The organism is Methylobacterium sp. J-070, from assembly GCF_022829385.1.
Classification (GTDB): Bacteria; Pseudomonadota; Alphaproteobacteria; order Rhizobiales; family Beijerinckiaceae; genus Methylobacterium.
Window position 1 is genome coordinate 171,204 of record NZ_JAKSXX010000123.1, and the last position, 16,113, is coordinate 187,316.

16 protein-coding genes are annotated in these 16,113 nt (G+C 59.5%); 14 read left to right on the forward strand and 2 right to left on the reverse strand.

Features of this window, described 5'->3' with window-relative positions:
• Positions 1-784: 784 nt before the first annotated feature.
• Entirely contained in the window at positions 785-1,258 is a 474-nt protein-coding gene (locus MKL01_RS11285; protein WP_243905302.1) for an Rrf2 family transcriptional regulator, read from the reverse strand.
• A 94-nt stretch (positions 1,259-1,352) separates the two neighbouring features.
• Here MKL01_RS11285 and hmpA point away from each other — a divergent pair, with 94 nt between their 5' ends.
• The 11 genes from hmpA to MKL01_RS11335 all read left to right on the forward strand — a co-directional run bounded on the left by hmpA (position 1,353) and on the right by MKL01_RS11335 (position 10,959).
• On the forward strand, positions 1,353-2,564 hold the full coding sequence (gene hmpA, locus MKL01_RS11290) for an NO-inducible flavohemoprotein (RefSeq protein WP_243905303.1): 1,212 nt from the start codon (positions 1,353-1,355) through the stop codon (positions 2,562-2,564).
• A gap of 16 nt (positions 2,565-2,580) precedes the next feature.
• Positions 2,581-3,000: a group III truncated hemoglobin gene (locus MKL01_RS11295; RefSeq protein ID WP_243905304.1), complete on the forward strand. Its 420-nt coding sequence runs from the start codon at positions 2,581-2,583 to the stop codon at positions 2,998-3,000.
• A 69-nt stretch (positions 3,001-3,069) separates the two neighbouring features.
• Positions 3,070-3,378 (forward strand): DUF1971 domain-containing protein, encoded by a 309-nt coding sequence (locus MKL01_RS36185; RefSeq protein ID WP_409566239.1) that lies wholly within the window; start codon positions 3,070-3,072, stop codon positions 3,376-3,378.
• A 393-nt stretch (positions 3,379-3,771) separates the two neighbouring features.
• Positions 3,772-4,551: a helix-turn-helix domain-containing protein gene (locus MKL01_RS11300; RefSeq protein WP_243905305.1), complete on the forward strand. Its 780-nt coding sequence runs from the start codon at positions 3,772-3,774 to the stop codon at positions 4,549-4,551.
• 268 nt (positions 4,552-4,819) lie between these two features.
• On the forward strand, positions 4,820-5,974 hold the full coding sequence (locus tag MKL01_RS11305; protein WP_243905306.1) for a hypothetical protein: 1,155 nt from the start codon (positions 4,820-4,822) through the stop codon (positions 5,972-5,974).
• Positions 5,975-6,094: 120 nt separating this feature from the next.
• A complete protein-coding gene (locus MKL01_RS11310) occupies positions 6,095-6,322 on the forward strand; it encodes a hexameric tyrosine-coordinated heme protein (protein ID WP_243905307.1) in 228 nt (75 codons plus the stop codon).
• 101 nt (positions 6,323-6,423) lie between these two features.
• On the forward strand, positions 6,424-7,554 hold the full coding sequence (locus tag MKL01_RS11315) for a cytochrome-c peroxidase (protein ID WP_243905308.1): 1,131 nt from the start codon (positions 6,424-6,426) through the stop codon (positions 7,552-7,554).
• A 53-nt stretch (positions 7,555-7,607) separates the two neighbouring features.
• Positions 7,608-7,823: a ferredoxin gene (locus MKL01_RS11320; protein WP_243905309.1), complete on the forward strand. Its 216-nt coding sequence runs from the start codon at positions 7,608-7,610 to the stop codon at positions 7,821-7,823.
• On the forward strand, positions 7,820-9,166 hold the full coding sequence (locus MKL01_RS11325; RefSeq protein WP_243905310.1) for an NAD(P)/FAD-dependent oxidoreductase: 1,347 nt from the start codon (positions 7,820-7,822) through the stop codon (positions 9,164-9,166). Before MKL01_RS11320 ends, MKL01_RS11325 begins: the two co-directional genes overlap by 4 nt.
• Positions 9,159-10,430 carry a cytochrome P450 gene (locus MKL01_RS11330; protein ID WP_243905311.1) on the forward strand — a complete coding sequence of 424 codons (1,272 nt, stop codon included), beginning with the start codon at positions 9,159-9,161 and terminating at the stop codon, positions 10,428-10,430. The genes MKL01_RS11325 and MKL01_RS11330 overlap by 8 nt, the downstream gene beginning before the upstream one ends.
• A gap of 139 nt (positions 10,431-10,569) precedes the next feature.
• Positions 10,570-10,959, forward strand: coding sequence for a cupin domain-containing protein (locus MKL01_RS11335; RefSeq protein ID WP_279604562.1), 390 nt, complete (start codon positions 10,570-10,572; stop codon positions 10,957-10,959).
• Between the two features lie 39 nt (positions 10,960-10,998).
• On the opposite strand, the gene MKL01_RS11340 is transcribed toward MKL01_RS11335, so the two are convergent.
• Entirely contained in the window at positions 10,999-11,913 is a 915-nt protein-coding gene (locus MKL01_RS11340) for a LysR family transcriptional regulator (RefSeq protein WP_243905313.1), read from the reverse strand.
• Between the two features lie 144 nt (positions 11,914-12,057).
• Between MKL01_RS11340 and MKL01_RS11345 the strand changes: the two genes are divergently transcribed.
• The 3 genes from MKL01_RS11345 (at position 12,058) to MKL01_RS11355 (ending at position 16,012) form a co-directional block, all read left to right on the forward strand.
• Positions 12,058-13,212 (forward strand): HlyD family secretion protein, encoded by a 1,155-nt coding sequence (locus MKL01_RS11345; RefSeq protein ID WP_243905314.1) that lies wholly within the window; start codon positions 12,058-12,060, stop codon positions 13,210-13,212.
• A 108-nt stretch (positions 13,213-13,320) separates the two neighbouring features.
• Positions 13,321-14,952 carry an MDR family MFS transporter gene (locus tag MKL01_RS11350; protein ID WP_409566240.1) on the forward strand — a complete coding sequence of 544 codons (1,632 nt, stop codon included), beginning with the start codon at positions 13,321-13,323 and terminating at the stop codon, positions 14,950-14,952.
• A 73-nt stretch (positions 14,953-15,025) separates the two neighbouring features.
• Complete coding sequence (locus MKL01_RS11355) at positions 15,026-16,012, forward strand: NADP-dependent oxidoreductase (protein ID WP_243905315.1); 987 nt, start codon at positions 15,026-15,028, stop codon at positions 16,010-16,012.
• Positions 16,013-16,113: the final 101 nt, after the last annotated feature.

Genomic DNA, 16,113 nt, shown 5'->3' on the forward strand with positions numbered 1-16,113 from the left:
TGCGACGAGCATGGACGTTTCGGTTCAGCGGCAGTCGCGCTTCTTTGTTCGCTCGCCTTCAGCCCTCACGCTGAGGTCGCAAGCGGGACACAATATTCTGACCTGAGCCACCCTGAGCCAGGCCAGGCGCCCGTCACGGCACCTGACAGCGTCCGAGATTTCATTACGCGTCCGCTTCTCTCTGCGACGGTTCGTTCTCGTCCCGTTTGGAGCGGACGAATCAGGGAATTTTCAGCCTCGTTTGGGGGATTTTAGGCACCATTATGCGACCGCCATCAACGCACCCAGACCGTTCGCCGAACCTTGGCGTCTTCGACGACATTGGCTGCATTGACCGCGGGTAAGTGGACACGGTGCGCTGGTTCAGCGCGCCGAAATTGGTTAGCGGCGGCGTCAGCGTGAGAACCGAAACCACCCGGTCCGGCTCGTCTAGCAACACGTCGGTAGGTACGATGATGTCGAGATCAAGAGCTCGGCATGTCCAGCGAGACAACTATCTCGATAGTCGGATCGTGACGCGCCACCGACCAAGCCAGGGCAGCCGCGACAATGTCCAGGCCTTCCTTAAGGCCCTGGAAAACGACCTACGCCGGTTAACTCGACCAATGTAACGGGATACCAATTGCGTTACGACCAGTTAAACCTCGGACTGCTTAGCCAGGAGTTGCAGGGGTTGCTCTCCTCGTAGTGTGAGCGCCTGAGACTTTCGAACTCGGCTGACGTTGCGCGGTGACAGCCTATGCTGAGGATTGAACACCGGATGCAATTGGCATATGGCGCGAAGCTATGCCGATGGGAGGCTCTCAGTCTCCCCAACCTTTGGCGCAGGGAGATCCAGCAGCCTCGCGATCTCGACGCCTTCACGGCCAGCGATGAGATCCGCCAACGTGTAGCGGTCGAGCACAGCGAGGAATGCTCCTAACGCTTCTGACAGCGCGCGGCGCAGCTGACACGGCGCGGTGATCGCGCACGCATTACCAGCGAAGCACTCGACGAGCGCCAAGTCGTCCTCGGTCTGGCGCACCACTGCGCCCACGACGATGTCCGCGGGCGGCTTGGCCAGGCGTAGCCCACCCCCGCGACCGCGGATCGTCCGGATCAGCCCAAGGCGCCCCAGCTGATGCACGACCTTAGTCAGGTGGCTCTCCGAGATGCCGTAGGCGCGCGCTATCTCGGCGATGGAGCTCTGCCGAGGCTCGTGCAGCCCCACGTAAATCAGCACGCGTAGGGTGTAGTCGGTGTAGCGGGTCAGACGCATGAGGGCTCCACTCAGACAGAAGGTATATCAGGCTTGCATCTTTATGTCCTCCGGTTCATAAGATGCATTCTCGATGAACCTTTAAGGGTGCGCCATGCCAACCTCCCTCTCTCCGGCAACCATCGCTTTAGTGAAAGCCACAGCGCCGGCTCTCGTCGAACACGGGAAGGCGATCACTCTGGCCATGTATGCCCGGCTGTTCGAAGACGATGAAGTTGCAGCTCTATTTAATCATTCCAACCAAGGAGAGCATGGCGCCCAGGTCAACGCCCTTTCAGCTGCGATCCTCAGCTATGCGCAGAACATCGACAACTTAGGTGCTTTAACATCGGTCGTCGAACGCATCGCACAGAAGCATATCGGCTACCACATTCTGCCCGAGCACTACCCGCACGTGGCCGCAGCGCTCCTCGGCGCCATAAAAGATGTCCTCGCCGACGTGGCCACAGACGAGATCCTCGTCGCATGGGGCGAAGCCTACTGGTTCCTGGCTGGTATTATGACGGCCCGTGAGACCGCGATCAGGGGAGAGATCGAGAATGATCCAGGTGGCTGGCGCGGCTGGCGTCCGTTCGTTGTTGCAAAAAAAGTTCGAGAAAGTGCAATTATCACCTCGTTCCTCCTCCGCCCGCAGAATGGGGGCACAGTAGCGCCTCACAAAGCTGGCCAGTACCTGACTTTCCGCTTTGACGTGCCTGGTCAGGGGCCACTCAAACGCACATACAGCATATCCTCGGCTGCGAACGGTCGGACATACCGTATATCAGTGAAGCGAGAGACGTATGGGTTAGGCTCCGGCTGGCTACATGACAATATTACCGAGGGAGATGTCGTTCTAGCTACACCGCCGGCTGGCGACTTCTTCCTGCCCAAAAGCCCGGCGCGTCCAATAATACTCCTTAGCGGCGGAGTCGGATTGACCCCAATGGTGAGCATGTTGGAAACGATTGCGGAACTTCATCCTGGATTAGAAACACATTACGTACACGGCACGCTAAACAGCACCACTCACGCGATGAGCGCACACGTTCGTGAAGTGGCTGCACGTCATGGCACAGCGCGAGTCTCAACGTTTTATGAGGATCCCTGTGAAGCTGATGAGGAGGGACACACCCACGACGTGACTGGTCGGATCAGCCTCGAATGGCTCCGCAGACACACGTCGCTCGATGCGGCTGACGTTTACCTCTGCGGCCCAACGCCCTTTCTGCGCTTCTTCGTGAATGAACTCATAAAGGCGGGCGTCCCACAAGCACGGATCCACTACGAGTTCTTCGGACCGGCCGACTCGCTTCTCGCCGCATGATTGAGGGGAGGATATCATGAGCTTGAACGATCAGATTCGCCTCGCTCGCGCCAGTCCCGGCGAACTGGTCGGTGTCGATGAGGCGATGATACATGATGTCGTACACGCCTTCTACATACGCATCCGAGATGATCCATTATTAGCACCAGTATTCAAGCAAGTGATCGTCGCAGGCTGGAACCCACATCTCGCTCGCATGTGCGATTTCTGGTCTGCAGTTACATTGACGACTGGACGCTTCAAGGGATCACCGATTGAAGCGCACGCACGCATTTCTGAGATCAGCAGCGAACACTTCCGCCGTTGGCTATTACTCTTCAGTGAGACTGTGACCGAGATATGTCCTCCGGCAGCTGCCAGCCTCTTCGTCGCCAAATCCCAGGTCATAGCGCGCAGCCTTATGCTCGGTATAAAACTTGAGACTGACACAAACTGAGGGCTGCACCCGGAGTTGTTCGTTCCGAGAACGGCAACCGGTTAACTAGATAACACAGGAGAATCTCCGATGTTGAAAGTTTTGCCTGAGGGATTACAGTCGTACTTCAAATCCCCTGTCTTTACGGAAAGATCAATCCCGCCCGGGCTGTGCCGTGCTCATAAGACAAAGCCGTATGTTTGGGCTCTAATTCACGTTATAGAGGGGGAGTTAATATATCGAATTACAGATAAAAGTCAGGAAAAATCAGAGATCAGGTTGTTACCTGATCGGCCGCCAGGCCTCGTTGAGCCAACAATCCTGCACGAGGTCGAAGCTCGACAAGCAGTCAAATTCTATGTTGAGTTCTTTCGTTCGCACACATTGGAAAACGTCTAGGAGACCGAGTGATAATATTTCTGTCAGCGAGCAGGTCATTTTGTGAGTTTCAGAATTGATGGCGAGACTATATTTTCGCTATACCATTGCTTCCCGACACGACGACGTTAAATCATCTGCAGCGTTCATGGTAGCAATTGATGCCATGGCCGATCCGGCGCAGGCGAGGGTCAAATGGGTTGCCTATTAAATAGCTGGTCCCTCTTTGAAAGCGTATCAGCTACGAAGGGTAACTATTAAGGAGCCGAGTCAATGCGAGATAAATCTAGCGACTTGATCGGAGATGGACGGTGGAAGCTTCCGCAGGGCAATCTCCTGGTCTCATCGAACGGCAGGCGGTGGTCCGGAATAGCTGCGGAAAAACGTCGACATTCTGCCGGGGAGGTCCCGGAGATGATTTCGGACCGGACAGTAATCGCCCTTACCCTGCGTGGGACCTCCGAAGCGGTTATCCATCGCCGCGGAAACGGAGAGCGGCAGTCAGCCACGGCCGTCACGGGAACCTTCTGGCTTTGTCCTGAGGGTGTCGCAGAGGACTCGATCCGGATCACGGCCGACATCCCTGAAATGCTACACATTTACCTGCCGCGAAATCCATTCACTCAACTATCGCAGGAAGACAGCTACCCTGATCTCGACGCAACAACCATCTCGTATCACGCTGGTGCGTATGACACCTTGATTGCTGAAATCGGGCACATCATCGCCTCGGAGTTAACGCGGGAAACGTCATCGGGCAAGCTCTTAGTCGAGGCCGCGGGTGTAACCTTGGCGGCATTTCTTGCTCATGCATATTCGTGTATCGATTTACCTTACGGATGCCATGCGCAAGCCATTCATGCGCTCGACAAAAAGCGGCTGGATCGCGTCCGGGAATTTATAGACGCCAACTTAGACAACGACATCAGCGTCGACGAACTGGCTGGGGCCGCCTGCTTGAGCAAGTTTCATTTTATCAGGGCCTTCAAGGCAGCAACCGGGATATCGCCTCATAGTTACGTGAGTCATCTTCGTCTTGAGAGAGCCAAAATTCTCTTGAGGCTTGGGCAAATGTCGCTGCAAGATATAGCTGTAACGTGCAGATTTTCTTCACAGTCCAATTTTACGAAAGCGTTTAGGCGCGTGGTCGGGGTATCGCCCGGTCAATACCGTCAAAGGCGAGATAATCATTAACTAGCCCCGATAAGGAGGCCAGCAATTTTGGAGCTTAAAACCGCAATTTTGGAAAATACACAGCGTCCTCAATCGATCAAAGTTTTTACTGAGATGGACGCATCTGACCACGGCTTAAAATATATAATTGTAGGTAGCAAAATTGGTCGCTGTATTCCATTCTACTCAGGTTACGCATTTTATCTCCCAGGCAGACATTGAACAGTGCCGAAATCTCAAGCAGGTGAGTCGTGCTAGTTTACGCGAGAATTCTAAGGCGGGAATGAAGATGTCTTCTAGCCTGATTTCTCTCCCTGCATTCATGCTGGTTTTGTTCGGGTCAATAAGGCCCGCCACCGCTCACGTTAAATGGTTTGCTCCATACATCGTAGGCGCGCCTCCGAAGCCTATTAGCTATACGATAGCTGACGCTTGGTTCTGGTTCGGCATTTGTCTGGTCAGTGCTTTTTTTGCTGCGGCGAGAGCTCTTGAGGCAAGTGCCTATGGCCCGGTGGCGCTCGACAACCTTGATCGCTTGACACGACCACTTTGGGACCGCCTCGATGATTATATCAGGGCAATCGTCGCAGCTTTCTTCGTTGCGATATTTTCAGTTGGCGGCATTTATTTGACGCCTGACTTGAAAACGCCCGCAGAATGGGTTTCCTGGATGCAACTGGTTATCGCGGGCGCGATATTCTGGAAGCGTACGATGCCAATCGCTGCCGTCGGTATCGTGGCTCTCTGGCTATTGGCCCTGCGCGATTACGACCTTTTCCATCTTTTTGATTACCTCGCCTTAGGACTGGGCGTGGCTCTTTATCTCCTGCTTGCCTCTTCGGAACGCGAAAGTTGGCGAGTCCATCGCTTCGAGGCGCTGCGTTGGGGGCTTGCAATAGCCCTGATGTGGTCGAGCCTTGAAAAATTTGCCTACCCAGAGTGGTTCTATCCCCTTGTCGAGGAGAAGCCCTTCCTCACCTTCGGTCTGCCGCGCGATGGGTTCATACCGATGGCCGGCGTTGCCGAATTCACCATGGGGTTTGGCCTGATTTGGACGCCGCTCATCAGACGGCTCTCCGCACTTGCCCTGTTGGTGATCTTTACGTCCGCAGTCTGGCCGTTTGGTCGCATTGAGATCATTGGTCATGGGCTGATTATGGCCATCGTTTTAGCAGTGGCCGCAGATCACAGTCGTTCCTCGCATCTGTTTGCAAATTTCAAGGCGCGCTTATCAAATATTCCGATTGGATTGGGCGCGGCATTGACACTATTCGTAACAGGATACTGGAGTTTACATCTCGCGTTCTACGGCTTCGAGGGTTACGTCGGTCCGGCAACACAGGAGCGGGCGACGCACTCGCACAATCCTGATCAGCCGCATGGCCCGCAGGCGCCTGGCGGGATAGGTGCACCGCCGACACGCGGCCAAGAGGTAATTCAGTAGAATTCCGGACATCATCACGAAGAGTATTTCTATTTTGATGGAGGTTGGTTTCTATTCCAGGCCTATCGGCGCGATGCACTATGAACAGTAGTCGACTTCTAACATTCGAGGAGCATTTCAATGAGTGAACTTTGGCTGTCAACTTTGATCACCGCCACTCCTCAAGCGGGGTTCGATCTAGCCGTCAAACTTTCCCGGGTCGGCGTAAAAGTCACGCAGCCATCCGACGAAATTCGAACGCATCTACGCACGGTCTATGAGCGGGACAGCGAGCAACTCATCGCCACTTCTCAGGTCATCGCCCTTAACTTCCAGACGGTCGCAGCAGCCAACAATTGGTGGCGCTGACAGCTTCCGTTTTCATGTTGCTTCATTGCTTCAGTCAGGTCAAGGCTACTTAGATGCGCATGCGAACGGCTCTAACGTATCTACCGCGGACCGTAAGGATTATGCTCGCTGTCGGTTCGCTGGTCGTCGAATCGTTCCCGTTACAAATAGGCACGAAAGCTCTGGCGGCCGAACAATCCATCACCCTGAGCGATGGCGACACCTTGAATCTGTTTAACGCGGCCAACGAGACGTTCAAACCCATTCCATCCATCGTGCCTTCCGTAAAAGGTAATCCGATTACGCGGGAGAAAGTAGATCTCGGGCGGATGCTGTGGTTCGACTGGCGCCTCTCAGCCAGCGGGGTCATCAGTTGCAATTCCTGCCACAGCCTCGCGGCCGGTGGCAGCGACAACGTCGAGACCTCCATAGGACATGGCTGGCAAAAAGGTCCTCGAAACTCGCCTACAGTGCTCAACGCGATCTTCAATGCGGCGCAATTTTGGGATGGACGAGCCGATGATCTGCGTTCCCAGGCCCGTGGTCCGATTCAGGCCGCTGTGGAAATGGCTTCTACCCCGGACCACGTCATCGATGTACTAAAGAGCATCCCAGAGTACAGGGATAAGTTTGCGACCGCGTTCCCTGGAGAGCCGGACGCCGTCACGTTCGACAATGTCACCCGAGCCCTTGAAGATTTTGAGGCGACGCTGATCACGCCGGCTTCTCGCTTTGACCAATTCCTGGAGGGAAATCTCAATATCCTCACAGCGCAAGAAAAACGAGGCCTGAGGCTGTTCATGGATACCGGATGCTCAGGCTGCCACAACGGTGTCAATGTCGGCGGTCAGGATTATTTCCCGTTCGGAGTTGTAGAAAGACCGGGCAGTGATGTCCTCCCGCCGGAAGACAAGGGCCGTTTCGCGGTGACCAAGACTGCCACCGACGAGTATGTTTTCCGAGCTGTCCCCCTTCGCAACGTCGCGCTGACTGCCCCGTATTTCCATTCCGGCAAAGTTTGGAGCCTAGAACAGGCTGTTGCCATAATGGGTACGGCACAGCTCGGGAAGGAACTGACCGCTGTGGAGACGAGCGCCATCGCCGCATTTCTGAGGACACTTACCGGCCAGGCGCCTCGGATCGAGTTGCCGATCCTGCCGCCAAGTACAGCGCAAACCCCGCGACCGGAAACATTTTCCAGAAACGCCTTAAGAGCAGGCGACGCGTCTGAAAAAATCGAAATGAACAGATGAATCAGCAGGCCATTCGCGGCTCGGTTTAATTAACATCCGTGAGTTTTAGTCCCATGCGCGTCGTCGTTGATCTCAACCGTTGCCAAGGTTACGCGCAGTGCTGTTACGCGTCGCCCGAACATTTTGTTCTGCGCGGGCATGAGGTCCTTTTTTACGATCCGGAGCCGCCCCTGGAGAAAGCCGGAGAGATTGAGCGTGCCCTGCAAGCCTGTCCGGTCCGGGCAATCAGCGCTGAGTTCTCGGACACGACGGATGGAAGGGTGCCGTGAACGCCGCGGACGCGCCGAGGAGAATCGTCATTGTCGGCGCCTCGCTGGCAGGTTTGAGGGGCGCCGAGGCCTTGAGGCGCGAAGGCTTTATGGGTTCGCTCACCATCGTTGGAGACGAGCCGCACAGACCCTACGACCGGCCACCGCTGTCGAAGCATGTCCTGACCGGTGAATTGCGTGCAGGGGCCACTGGGCTGCCGAACCTCGTCCCGCTTCGGGCAGAATGGCGCCTGGGCCACGCTGCCGTCGCCCTCGACCGCGCTAGTCGGACCCTCCGGCTCGCCGATGGTGCTATCATACCATACGACCGCCTGCTGATTGCCACCGGTGCTCAGGCGCGCCCATGGCTGGATGGCGAGAGTTCCGGACCGTCCGGCGTGTTCACGTTGCGCGGTCGCGAAGACGCCGCAGCGCTGCGGGCGGCTCTGGCCGATGGCTTGCCCCGAGTGCTGATCGTCGGCGCTGGCCTCATCGGCTGCGAGGCGGCCTCGTGCTGCCGCGACATCGGCCTACCCGTTACGCTGGTCGATCCGAACCCGACCCCGCTCGCCCGAATCTTCGGCACTTTGGTCGGTGGCGCCATCACCGAGCGGCTCGGGCGCGCCGGAGTTGATTTCCGGCCGAGCGCGCAAGTCTCCGCCCTTGAAGGTGACAAGCGTGGGCGAGTACGGCGTGCCATCTTAGCGGACGGCAGCATGATCGATGCCGACGTCGTGATTGCTGCGCTCGGAGCCGTGCGCAACACAAGCTGGTTGAAGGGAGGCGGCCTTATGGCCGACGCCGGCGGCGTGACCTGCGACAGCGCCTGCCGGGCGCTCAGTACCGACGGGGTGCCAGCCTCCGGGATCTACGCCGCGGGCGATGTCGCGCGCTGGCCGAACCTGATCTTCGACGGACGCCTGATGTCCGTCGAGCACTGGGGCAACGCCGTTCAGCAGGCGGCGCATGCAGCACGCAACATGCTCGCCGGCCTTGGTGACCAGAGGTCCTACACCCATCTGCCGGCCTTTTGGTCGAGCCAGTTCGGCGTCAACATCAAGGCAGTCGGGCTGACCGAGGGGGCAGATGCGGTGGCGGTCGTGCAAGGCGCGCGCGCCTCGCACCGCTTCCTGGCGGTCTATGGCCTGGCCGGGCGCACGGTAGCGGCGGTCTCTTTCGACCAGGCACGCTGGTTGCCCGCATATGCGGACCGCATCCGTGCGCATGCGCCTTTTCCACCGATTCACGATGGCAGCGACCAAGGCAGGATCGAGTTGGCCCGGCCCGGCTTCCCGGAGCGACGCGGTGCGAGTGTACGACCGGAGCGTATGCACTCGAAAGGTGCGGGAGGCGTCTATGCTTGACCAGGTTTCCCGCGGCGTCCCGAGGCCGGACGACACCCTGTTCTCGCAGGTTATGGAGCCGGCCAACCGGGCCAACCCATACCCACTCTACGCGCGGCTTCGCGAGACGCCGATAGCCCGTCAACACGATGACGTTTACGTGGTGAGCAGTCACGCGGCGATCCGTAGCTTGATCTTCGATCCGCGCCTGAGTTCCGAGGACCTTCCGGCATCGCATCGCCCACGAACTGGCAACCCCCTCAAGGACTGGATCCTGAACCCGATCAAGGATCGGGTCGCCACTGCGCACCGTCCCTTCATCTTCCGCGATCCGCCCGATCACGACACCCTGCGGCGCTTCGTGATGGAGCAGTTCACGATAGCTAGGGTGCGTGGGGTACATGGGCGCATCAGCAGCATCGTGGATACCCTGATCGAGGCTTGCCGCGGCCGGGACACGGTCTGCCTCGTTGGTGATCTCTCCTATCCGCTTCCAGTCACCGTGATCTGCGATCTCCTCGGCGTACCGGAGGCTGACGAGCCACGCTTTCGTCATTGGTCGACGCAACTTGCCACCGCACTCGAACCGGACGCGCGACGAGACCAGCGTACCCGCCGTGCAAACGCTGCGAACTTCGATGCCATATCGAAGTACATGCGAGCCCTCATCAAGGAAAAGAAGCGTCATCCGGCCGACGACATGCTGAGTGGGCTCGCCAACCATGCCGACCCGACCACGCCGAAGATGGGCAATTACGACCTGATCTCGACGGCGATACTGCTCCTCGTCGCCGGCCACGAGACCACCGTGAACCTTATCACGAACGGTATGCTGACGCTGCTGCGTCACCCCGACGAGCTGGAGCGACTGCGCGAAGACCCAGAGCGAGCCCCGAGGGTGGTCGAGGAGGTTCTCCGCTATGAGCCGCCGGTACATTTCCGAAGCCGCAAGGCGCTCGGGGACATCTCGATTGGGGACGTGACAATCCCCAAGGGAAGTGCCGTAGTCTTACTTCTAGCTGCAGGCAGCCGCGATCCGGAACGCTTCACTGATCCTGAGCGGTTCGATCCTGACCGTGAGGATAACGAACACTTCGGTTTCGGCGGCGGTCTACACTATTGCGTCGGAGCTCCTCTAGCGCGCATCGAGGCGGAGGTTGCACTCGTTGCCCTATGCCAACGCCTCGTGGCGCCTCGGCTGATCGTCGATCCGCCCCCGTACAGGCATGGTGCCGCCTTGCGGGGTCCGGACAAACTTGAGATCGCCATCGCAGGGATAGAGTGACGGCGTACATTGTCAGATCTGATGCACCGCCGAGGTGCCCTGGCATATCTGCGGCCATCAGGCAGAACTTCAGTTCATCCTGGTGAATTTCGAAGGATCGATGATGAGGAACCAACGAGCGGTGTACTGGATCAAAGCCATGATAATAGCCGCACTTTTTCATGGTGCGCCGCTTCACGCGGAAACCTCGCAACACGAAACGGTGGCTCCCGCCTTCCAGAGCGCGATTCCGAATATCCCAGGCAAAAGCCTCGTCAGCGCCGTAGTCGAGTACCCACCGGGAGCCAAGTCGCCGAGCCACCATCACGCCTCGTCAGCCTTCGTATACGCCTACGTGCTCTCGGGTGCGGTTCGCAGTCAGGTCAACGAGGAGCCGGCGCGGGTTTATCGAGCCGGCGAGAGCTTCTCTGAGGCTCCCGGCGCTCATCACGTTATCAGTGAAAATGCGAGCGACACGGAGCCGGCGCGACTGTTGGCAGTGTTCATTCTCGACACCGGGGACCACCCCCTGACCACGCCCGACCGATAGCCTCGCATCTTGATCGTGTCGGATCAGCTCGGTTTAGGCCTACGTTGCAGCCGCATCGATCCAGCGGCGGTGTTCGGCGAAGCACTCCGCCAACAGGTCGAGAAAGCTTCGCACCTTCGTCGAGAGATGGCGCCGGTGCGGGTAGATTGCGTTGATGGCGAACTCGACCGGCCGGTGCTCCGGTAAGAGCCGCACCAAGCTCCCGGTCTCCAAATCCTGGCCAACCAGGAACATCGGGGCCAGGAAGACGCCGCCACCATCGAGCGTGAGCGCACGAAGGAGCGCGGCGCTGTTGCTGACCATGTTGCCGGCAACCTTGACCGACGCGGCCTTACCTTCCGGCGTCTCGAACCGCCACTCGTCGCCATAGGGGTAGAAGGCGTAACGGAGGCAATTGTGGTGCGCCAAGTCGCTGAGTTGCACCGGAGCTGGATGGGTATCGAGATAGGCTGGGGCACAGGTCAAGACGTGACGCCACGGTGTCAGCCGTCTCACGATCAGACCGGAGTCCGGCGGCGGCGTTGCTCGGATCGCGAGATCGTACCCATCCTCGATAAGGTCGACCATTCTGTCCCCGACGGTCAGATCGACCGTCACCGCCGGGTACAGCGTGAGGTACTCCCGCAGGACCGGCGCCATGAACGTCGAGATGTGGCCGGCTATGTGAAGCCTCAGCTGCCCACGCGGCGTTGCATGCAAGGCGCTCGCTACGCGATCCGCCTCGTCGAGCTCAGCCAGGATCTGGCTGGACCGCTCGTAGTAAGCGTGTCCGATTTCCGTAACACTGACCTTGCGGGTGGTGCGGTTCAGGAGCCGCGCGCCAAGACGGTCCTCCAGGGCCTGTACATGCTTGCTGACCATCGTGACGGACATGTTCAGGCGCCGTGCGGCCGCGGAGAAACCGCCGCCTTCGACGACCCGTCCGAAGACGATGAGGCTCGTCAGCCGATCCATTGGCGGTCGGACATTATCCGCTCCCGGTTTACAGTCCTTCCCATAGTCACAGGATTATCACTTCGGCATCGAAGTCGCACTCTCACGTCATGCAGAGAAGCCGTTCCTCAACAGGGAAGGGGCTTCGCAAGACAGGAGGATGTCATGTCCGAGATGCCCCGCTCCGAGACCTTTCAAAAGGCAGTCGACGCGGCCGAACGGACGCAGCCGGAAGGCGATACGTTAAGCCGAGTTCCGTCCCTGCGACGCGCGTTCAAGCGCATTGCACTCGTTCTCGCGTTGCTCGCGGGCACGGGCGCCGGAACGCTCTACGGCTACGATTATTGGACGACAGGGCAGTATCTCGTCTCAACCGACGACGCCTACGTGAAGGCGGATTACACGACGATTGCCCCGAAGGTGTCCGGCTACATCGCCGATGTGCTGGTCGTCGATAACCAGCCCGTCAGGATCGGGCAGGTCCTCGCCCGCATCGACGACCGCGACTTACGTACGTCGCTTGCGCAAGCGCAGGCCGATGTCACTGCAGCCGAGGCCACGGTCCGCAACCTCGGAGCCCAGATTGTCCTTCAGCGCGCGTTCGTTGACCAACAGGATGCGCAGATCGCCCTGACGCAGGCCTCGCTCAAGTTCGCTAACGAAGAGGCCGAGCGCTATCAAACGCTCGTCAAAACCGGATCCGGTACGCTCCAGCGGGCACAGGCGACCGAGGCCGGCCTGAGCGAGAAGACCGCACAGCTACGCCGCGACCGCGCTGCCAAGCTCGCCGCGGAACAGCAGGTCGAGGTTTTGACCACCGAGGTCGGTCGGGCTGAGGCCCAGCGTGACCACGCCCGTGCGCTGGCCCGGCAGGCTGAGCTCAACCTGTCTTACACGGTCGTCACCGCGCCTGTGGACGGGACGGTAGGCTCACGCACCCTCCGCGTCGGGCAATATGTGCAAGCCGGCACCCAGCTCATGGCGGTGGTGCCGCTCGACGCCACATACATCGTGGCGAACTACAAAGAGACACAACTCACCGACGTTCGTCCGGGCCAACCCGTCGAGGTCGAGGTCGATACCTTCGCTGGACATACGCTCAAGGGCCACGTTGACAGCTTGTCTCCGGCAAGTGGCCTGGAGTTCGCTCTGCTGCCGCCCGACAACGCCACCGGCAACTTCACGAAGATCGTCCAGCGCATCCCGGTCAAGATCGTGCTGGAGGACCGGGCCGCGTCCGGAACGCTGCGCGCTGGCATGTCGGTCGAAACTACTATCGATATCAAAATCACCCGGTCCAACATCGATAACCGGCCGTGAACCGGCGCCATCTTCAACTCTAGCTGGATAGTCCTTCCCACAATACCTGTATTCTCGCCGGCGCGCCGGCAGCGCATCCTGCTTCACCAGAGCAGGAAGGAGCTCCCTATGGCCTCCCTCGTCACCGCCGCTTCGACCCAATCCGCCGACTCCACTGTTGCAAAACGCAGCGAAGCCAACGTTGAGCGGACCCAGGCGCCTTCCAGTCTGAAGATGTGGTCCGCCGTGATCGGCGCCACGCTCGGTGCCTTCATGGCGGTCTTGAACATCCAGATCGTCAACGCCTCGCTCGCCGACATTCAGGGAGCGATCGGCGCCGGCACGGACGACGGCGGGTGGATCTCGACCTCCTACCTCATCGCCGAGATCGTCGTGATCCCCCTCTCAGGCTGGCTCGCGCAGGTGTTCTCCTTGCGCCGCTACCTGCTCGTCAATGCAATCCTGTTCCTGGTTTTCTCGGTGGCCTGTGCCTTCGCGACTAACCTCTCACAGATGATCGTACTCCGCGCGATCCAGGGCTTCTCCGGTGGCGTTCTAATCCCGATGGCCTTCACCATCATCATCACGCTCCTGCCCAAGGCCAAACAGCCGGTCGGCCTGGCGCTGTTTGCGCTCTCGGCCACCTTCGCACCCGCCATCGGTCCGACCATCGGCGGCTACCTGACCGAGACCTACAGCTGGAAGTACATCTTCTACGTCAATCTCGTGCCCGGCGCCTTGATGGTCGCCCTGCTTTGGCTCTCCCTCGACCGCACGCCGATGAAGCTGGCCCTCCTGCGTCAGGGTGACTGGGCCGGCATCGTCACCATGGCGGTCGGTCTGGCCGCACTCCAGACCGCGCTGGAGGAGGGCAACAAGGACGATTGGTTCGGCTCGCCCTTCATCGTGCGCCTGTCCGTCGTCGCGGCGGTCTCGCTGACGCTTTTCGTCCTGATCGAGCTGACCACGACGCGGCCGCTGTTGAACCTCCGCCTGCTCGGCCGCCGCAACTTCGGCTTTGGCATCCTGGCGAACTTCCTGCTGGGGGTCGCGCTTTACGGCTCAGTCTTCATCCTGCCGGTCTACCTCTCGCGCATCCAAGGTTACAACGCCGAGCAGATCGGCTTCGTGCTGGCCTGGACCGGCTTCCCGCAGCTCCTACTGATCCCGCTCGTGCCGCGGCTGATGCGGCGCTTCGATGCGCGCTGGGTGATCGGGACCGGATTTGCCCTGTTCGCAGCGTCCAACTTCATGAACATCTACATGACGGTCGACACGGCGGCAGACCAGTTGTTCTGGCCCAACGTGGTGCGGGCCCTCGGTCAGGCATTGGTGTTTGCACCGCTCTCCGCCGTGGCGACTGCGGGCATTGAGAAGGAGAACGCGGGTTCAGCCTCCGCCCTCTTCAACATGATGCGCAATCTAGGCGGCGCCATAGGCATCGCCATGCTCCAGACCTTCCTGTCCAAGCGCGAGCAGTTCCACTCGAACATCCTGACGCATCATGTGTCCTTGTTCGAGGAAGCGACCCGCGCACGCTTGATGGTGCTGACCCGCTACTTCCTCGACCACGGCGTCTCGGACCCGACCGTGGCCGGCCACAAGGCGGCCGTCGCCATCGCTCTTAGAGTGCGGCAGCAAGCCAACGTCATGGCCTTCGGAGACACCTTCTTCCTGCTTGGCGCCGCTCTCGTCGTGGCGCTCCTAGCAAGCCTTCTCCTCAGAAAACCCGATCACCTCGATGCAGGCGGCGCACATTGAGCCTGTCTCACCCCGTCCCACCCTGGCTAGCCCGAAGCACGCTCCGCGCAAAAACAAACTAAGGAGACACGTCATGACGATACCGGTTTTCGCCCAGGCTCAAGAGACCAGCCATGCGTCGCATCTGATGAAGGCGTGCCGTGTCCACGAATTCGGGCCGCCAAGCGTCATAACCCTGGAGGACGTTCCTCGTCCTGAACCGGGCGAGGGCGAGGTCCTCGTGAAGGTTCATGCAGCGGGGGTCGGGCCATGGGATGCCTGGATCCGGGCCGGGCGGAGCTTGCTGCCACAGCCTTTGCCGCTGACACTCGGCTCCGACGTGTCGGGTACCGTTGCGGCGCTGGGCTCGGGCGTTTCCAAGTTCAGTCCGGGCGATGCGGTCTTTGGCGTCCCTAACAAGCGCTTCACGGACGGTTACGCCGAGTACGCCATCGCGTCGGCGGCCATGCTCGCGATAAAGCCCGACCGCCTCGCGCATGTGGATGCCGCGTCCTTGCCGGTTGTCGCTGTGACGGCGTGGCAAGCACTCTTCGATCAGGCTCATGTCAGCAACGGCCGAACGGTCCTGATCCTGGGCGCTGCCGGCAATGTCGGAACCTACGCCGTGCAATTCGCCCGTGCGGCAGGCGCCCGAGTGATCGCTGCGGCGAGCACTGCCGATCACGCTTACCTGCGCAGCATGGGTGCGAGTGACGTCGTCGACGCCCGCGCGGGGCACTTCGAGGACAGGATAAAGTCCGTCGATGCGGTCATCGACCTTGTCGGAGGAGAGATCCAGGCACGGTCATTCTCGATTATCAAGCCGGGCGGGACGCTGGTCTCCGCCGTATCGAGGCCTGACCCTGCGTTGGCCGCTGCACACGATGTTAAGGCTAAGTTCTTCTTCGTGGACGTGACCACGGAACTCCTGGGTCAGATCGCAGCCGAGGTCGTCGCTGGTCGTATCGTAACGCAGATTGGCGCGATCCTTCCGCTGGCCGGCGCGCGCACGGCGCATGAGATCCTGGAAGGATCTCACCCCCGTCTTCGAGGAAAGATCGTTCTGCGGGTTGTAACCTGATCCATCTGCCTCTCACCAAGCTGGGCGGGTGTCGCAAAATCTTTTCTTGCGACACAAGGGGAGGGTGTTGCCTCAGTAGAACTTTATCAGTCAACGTTGGC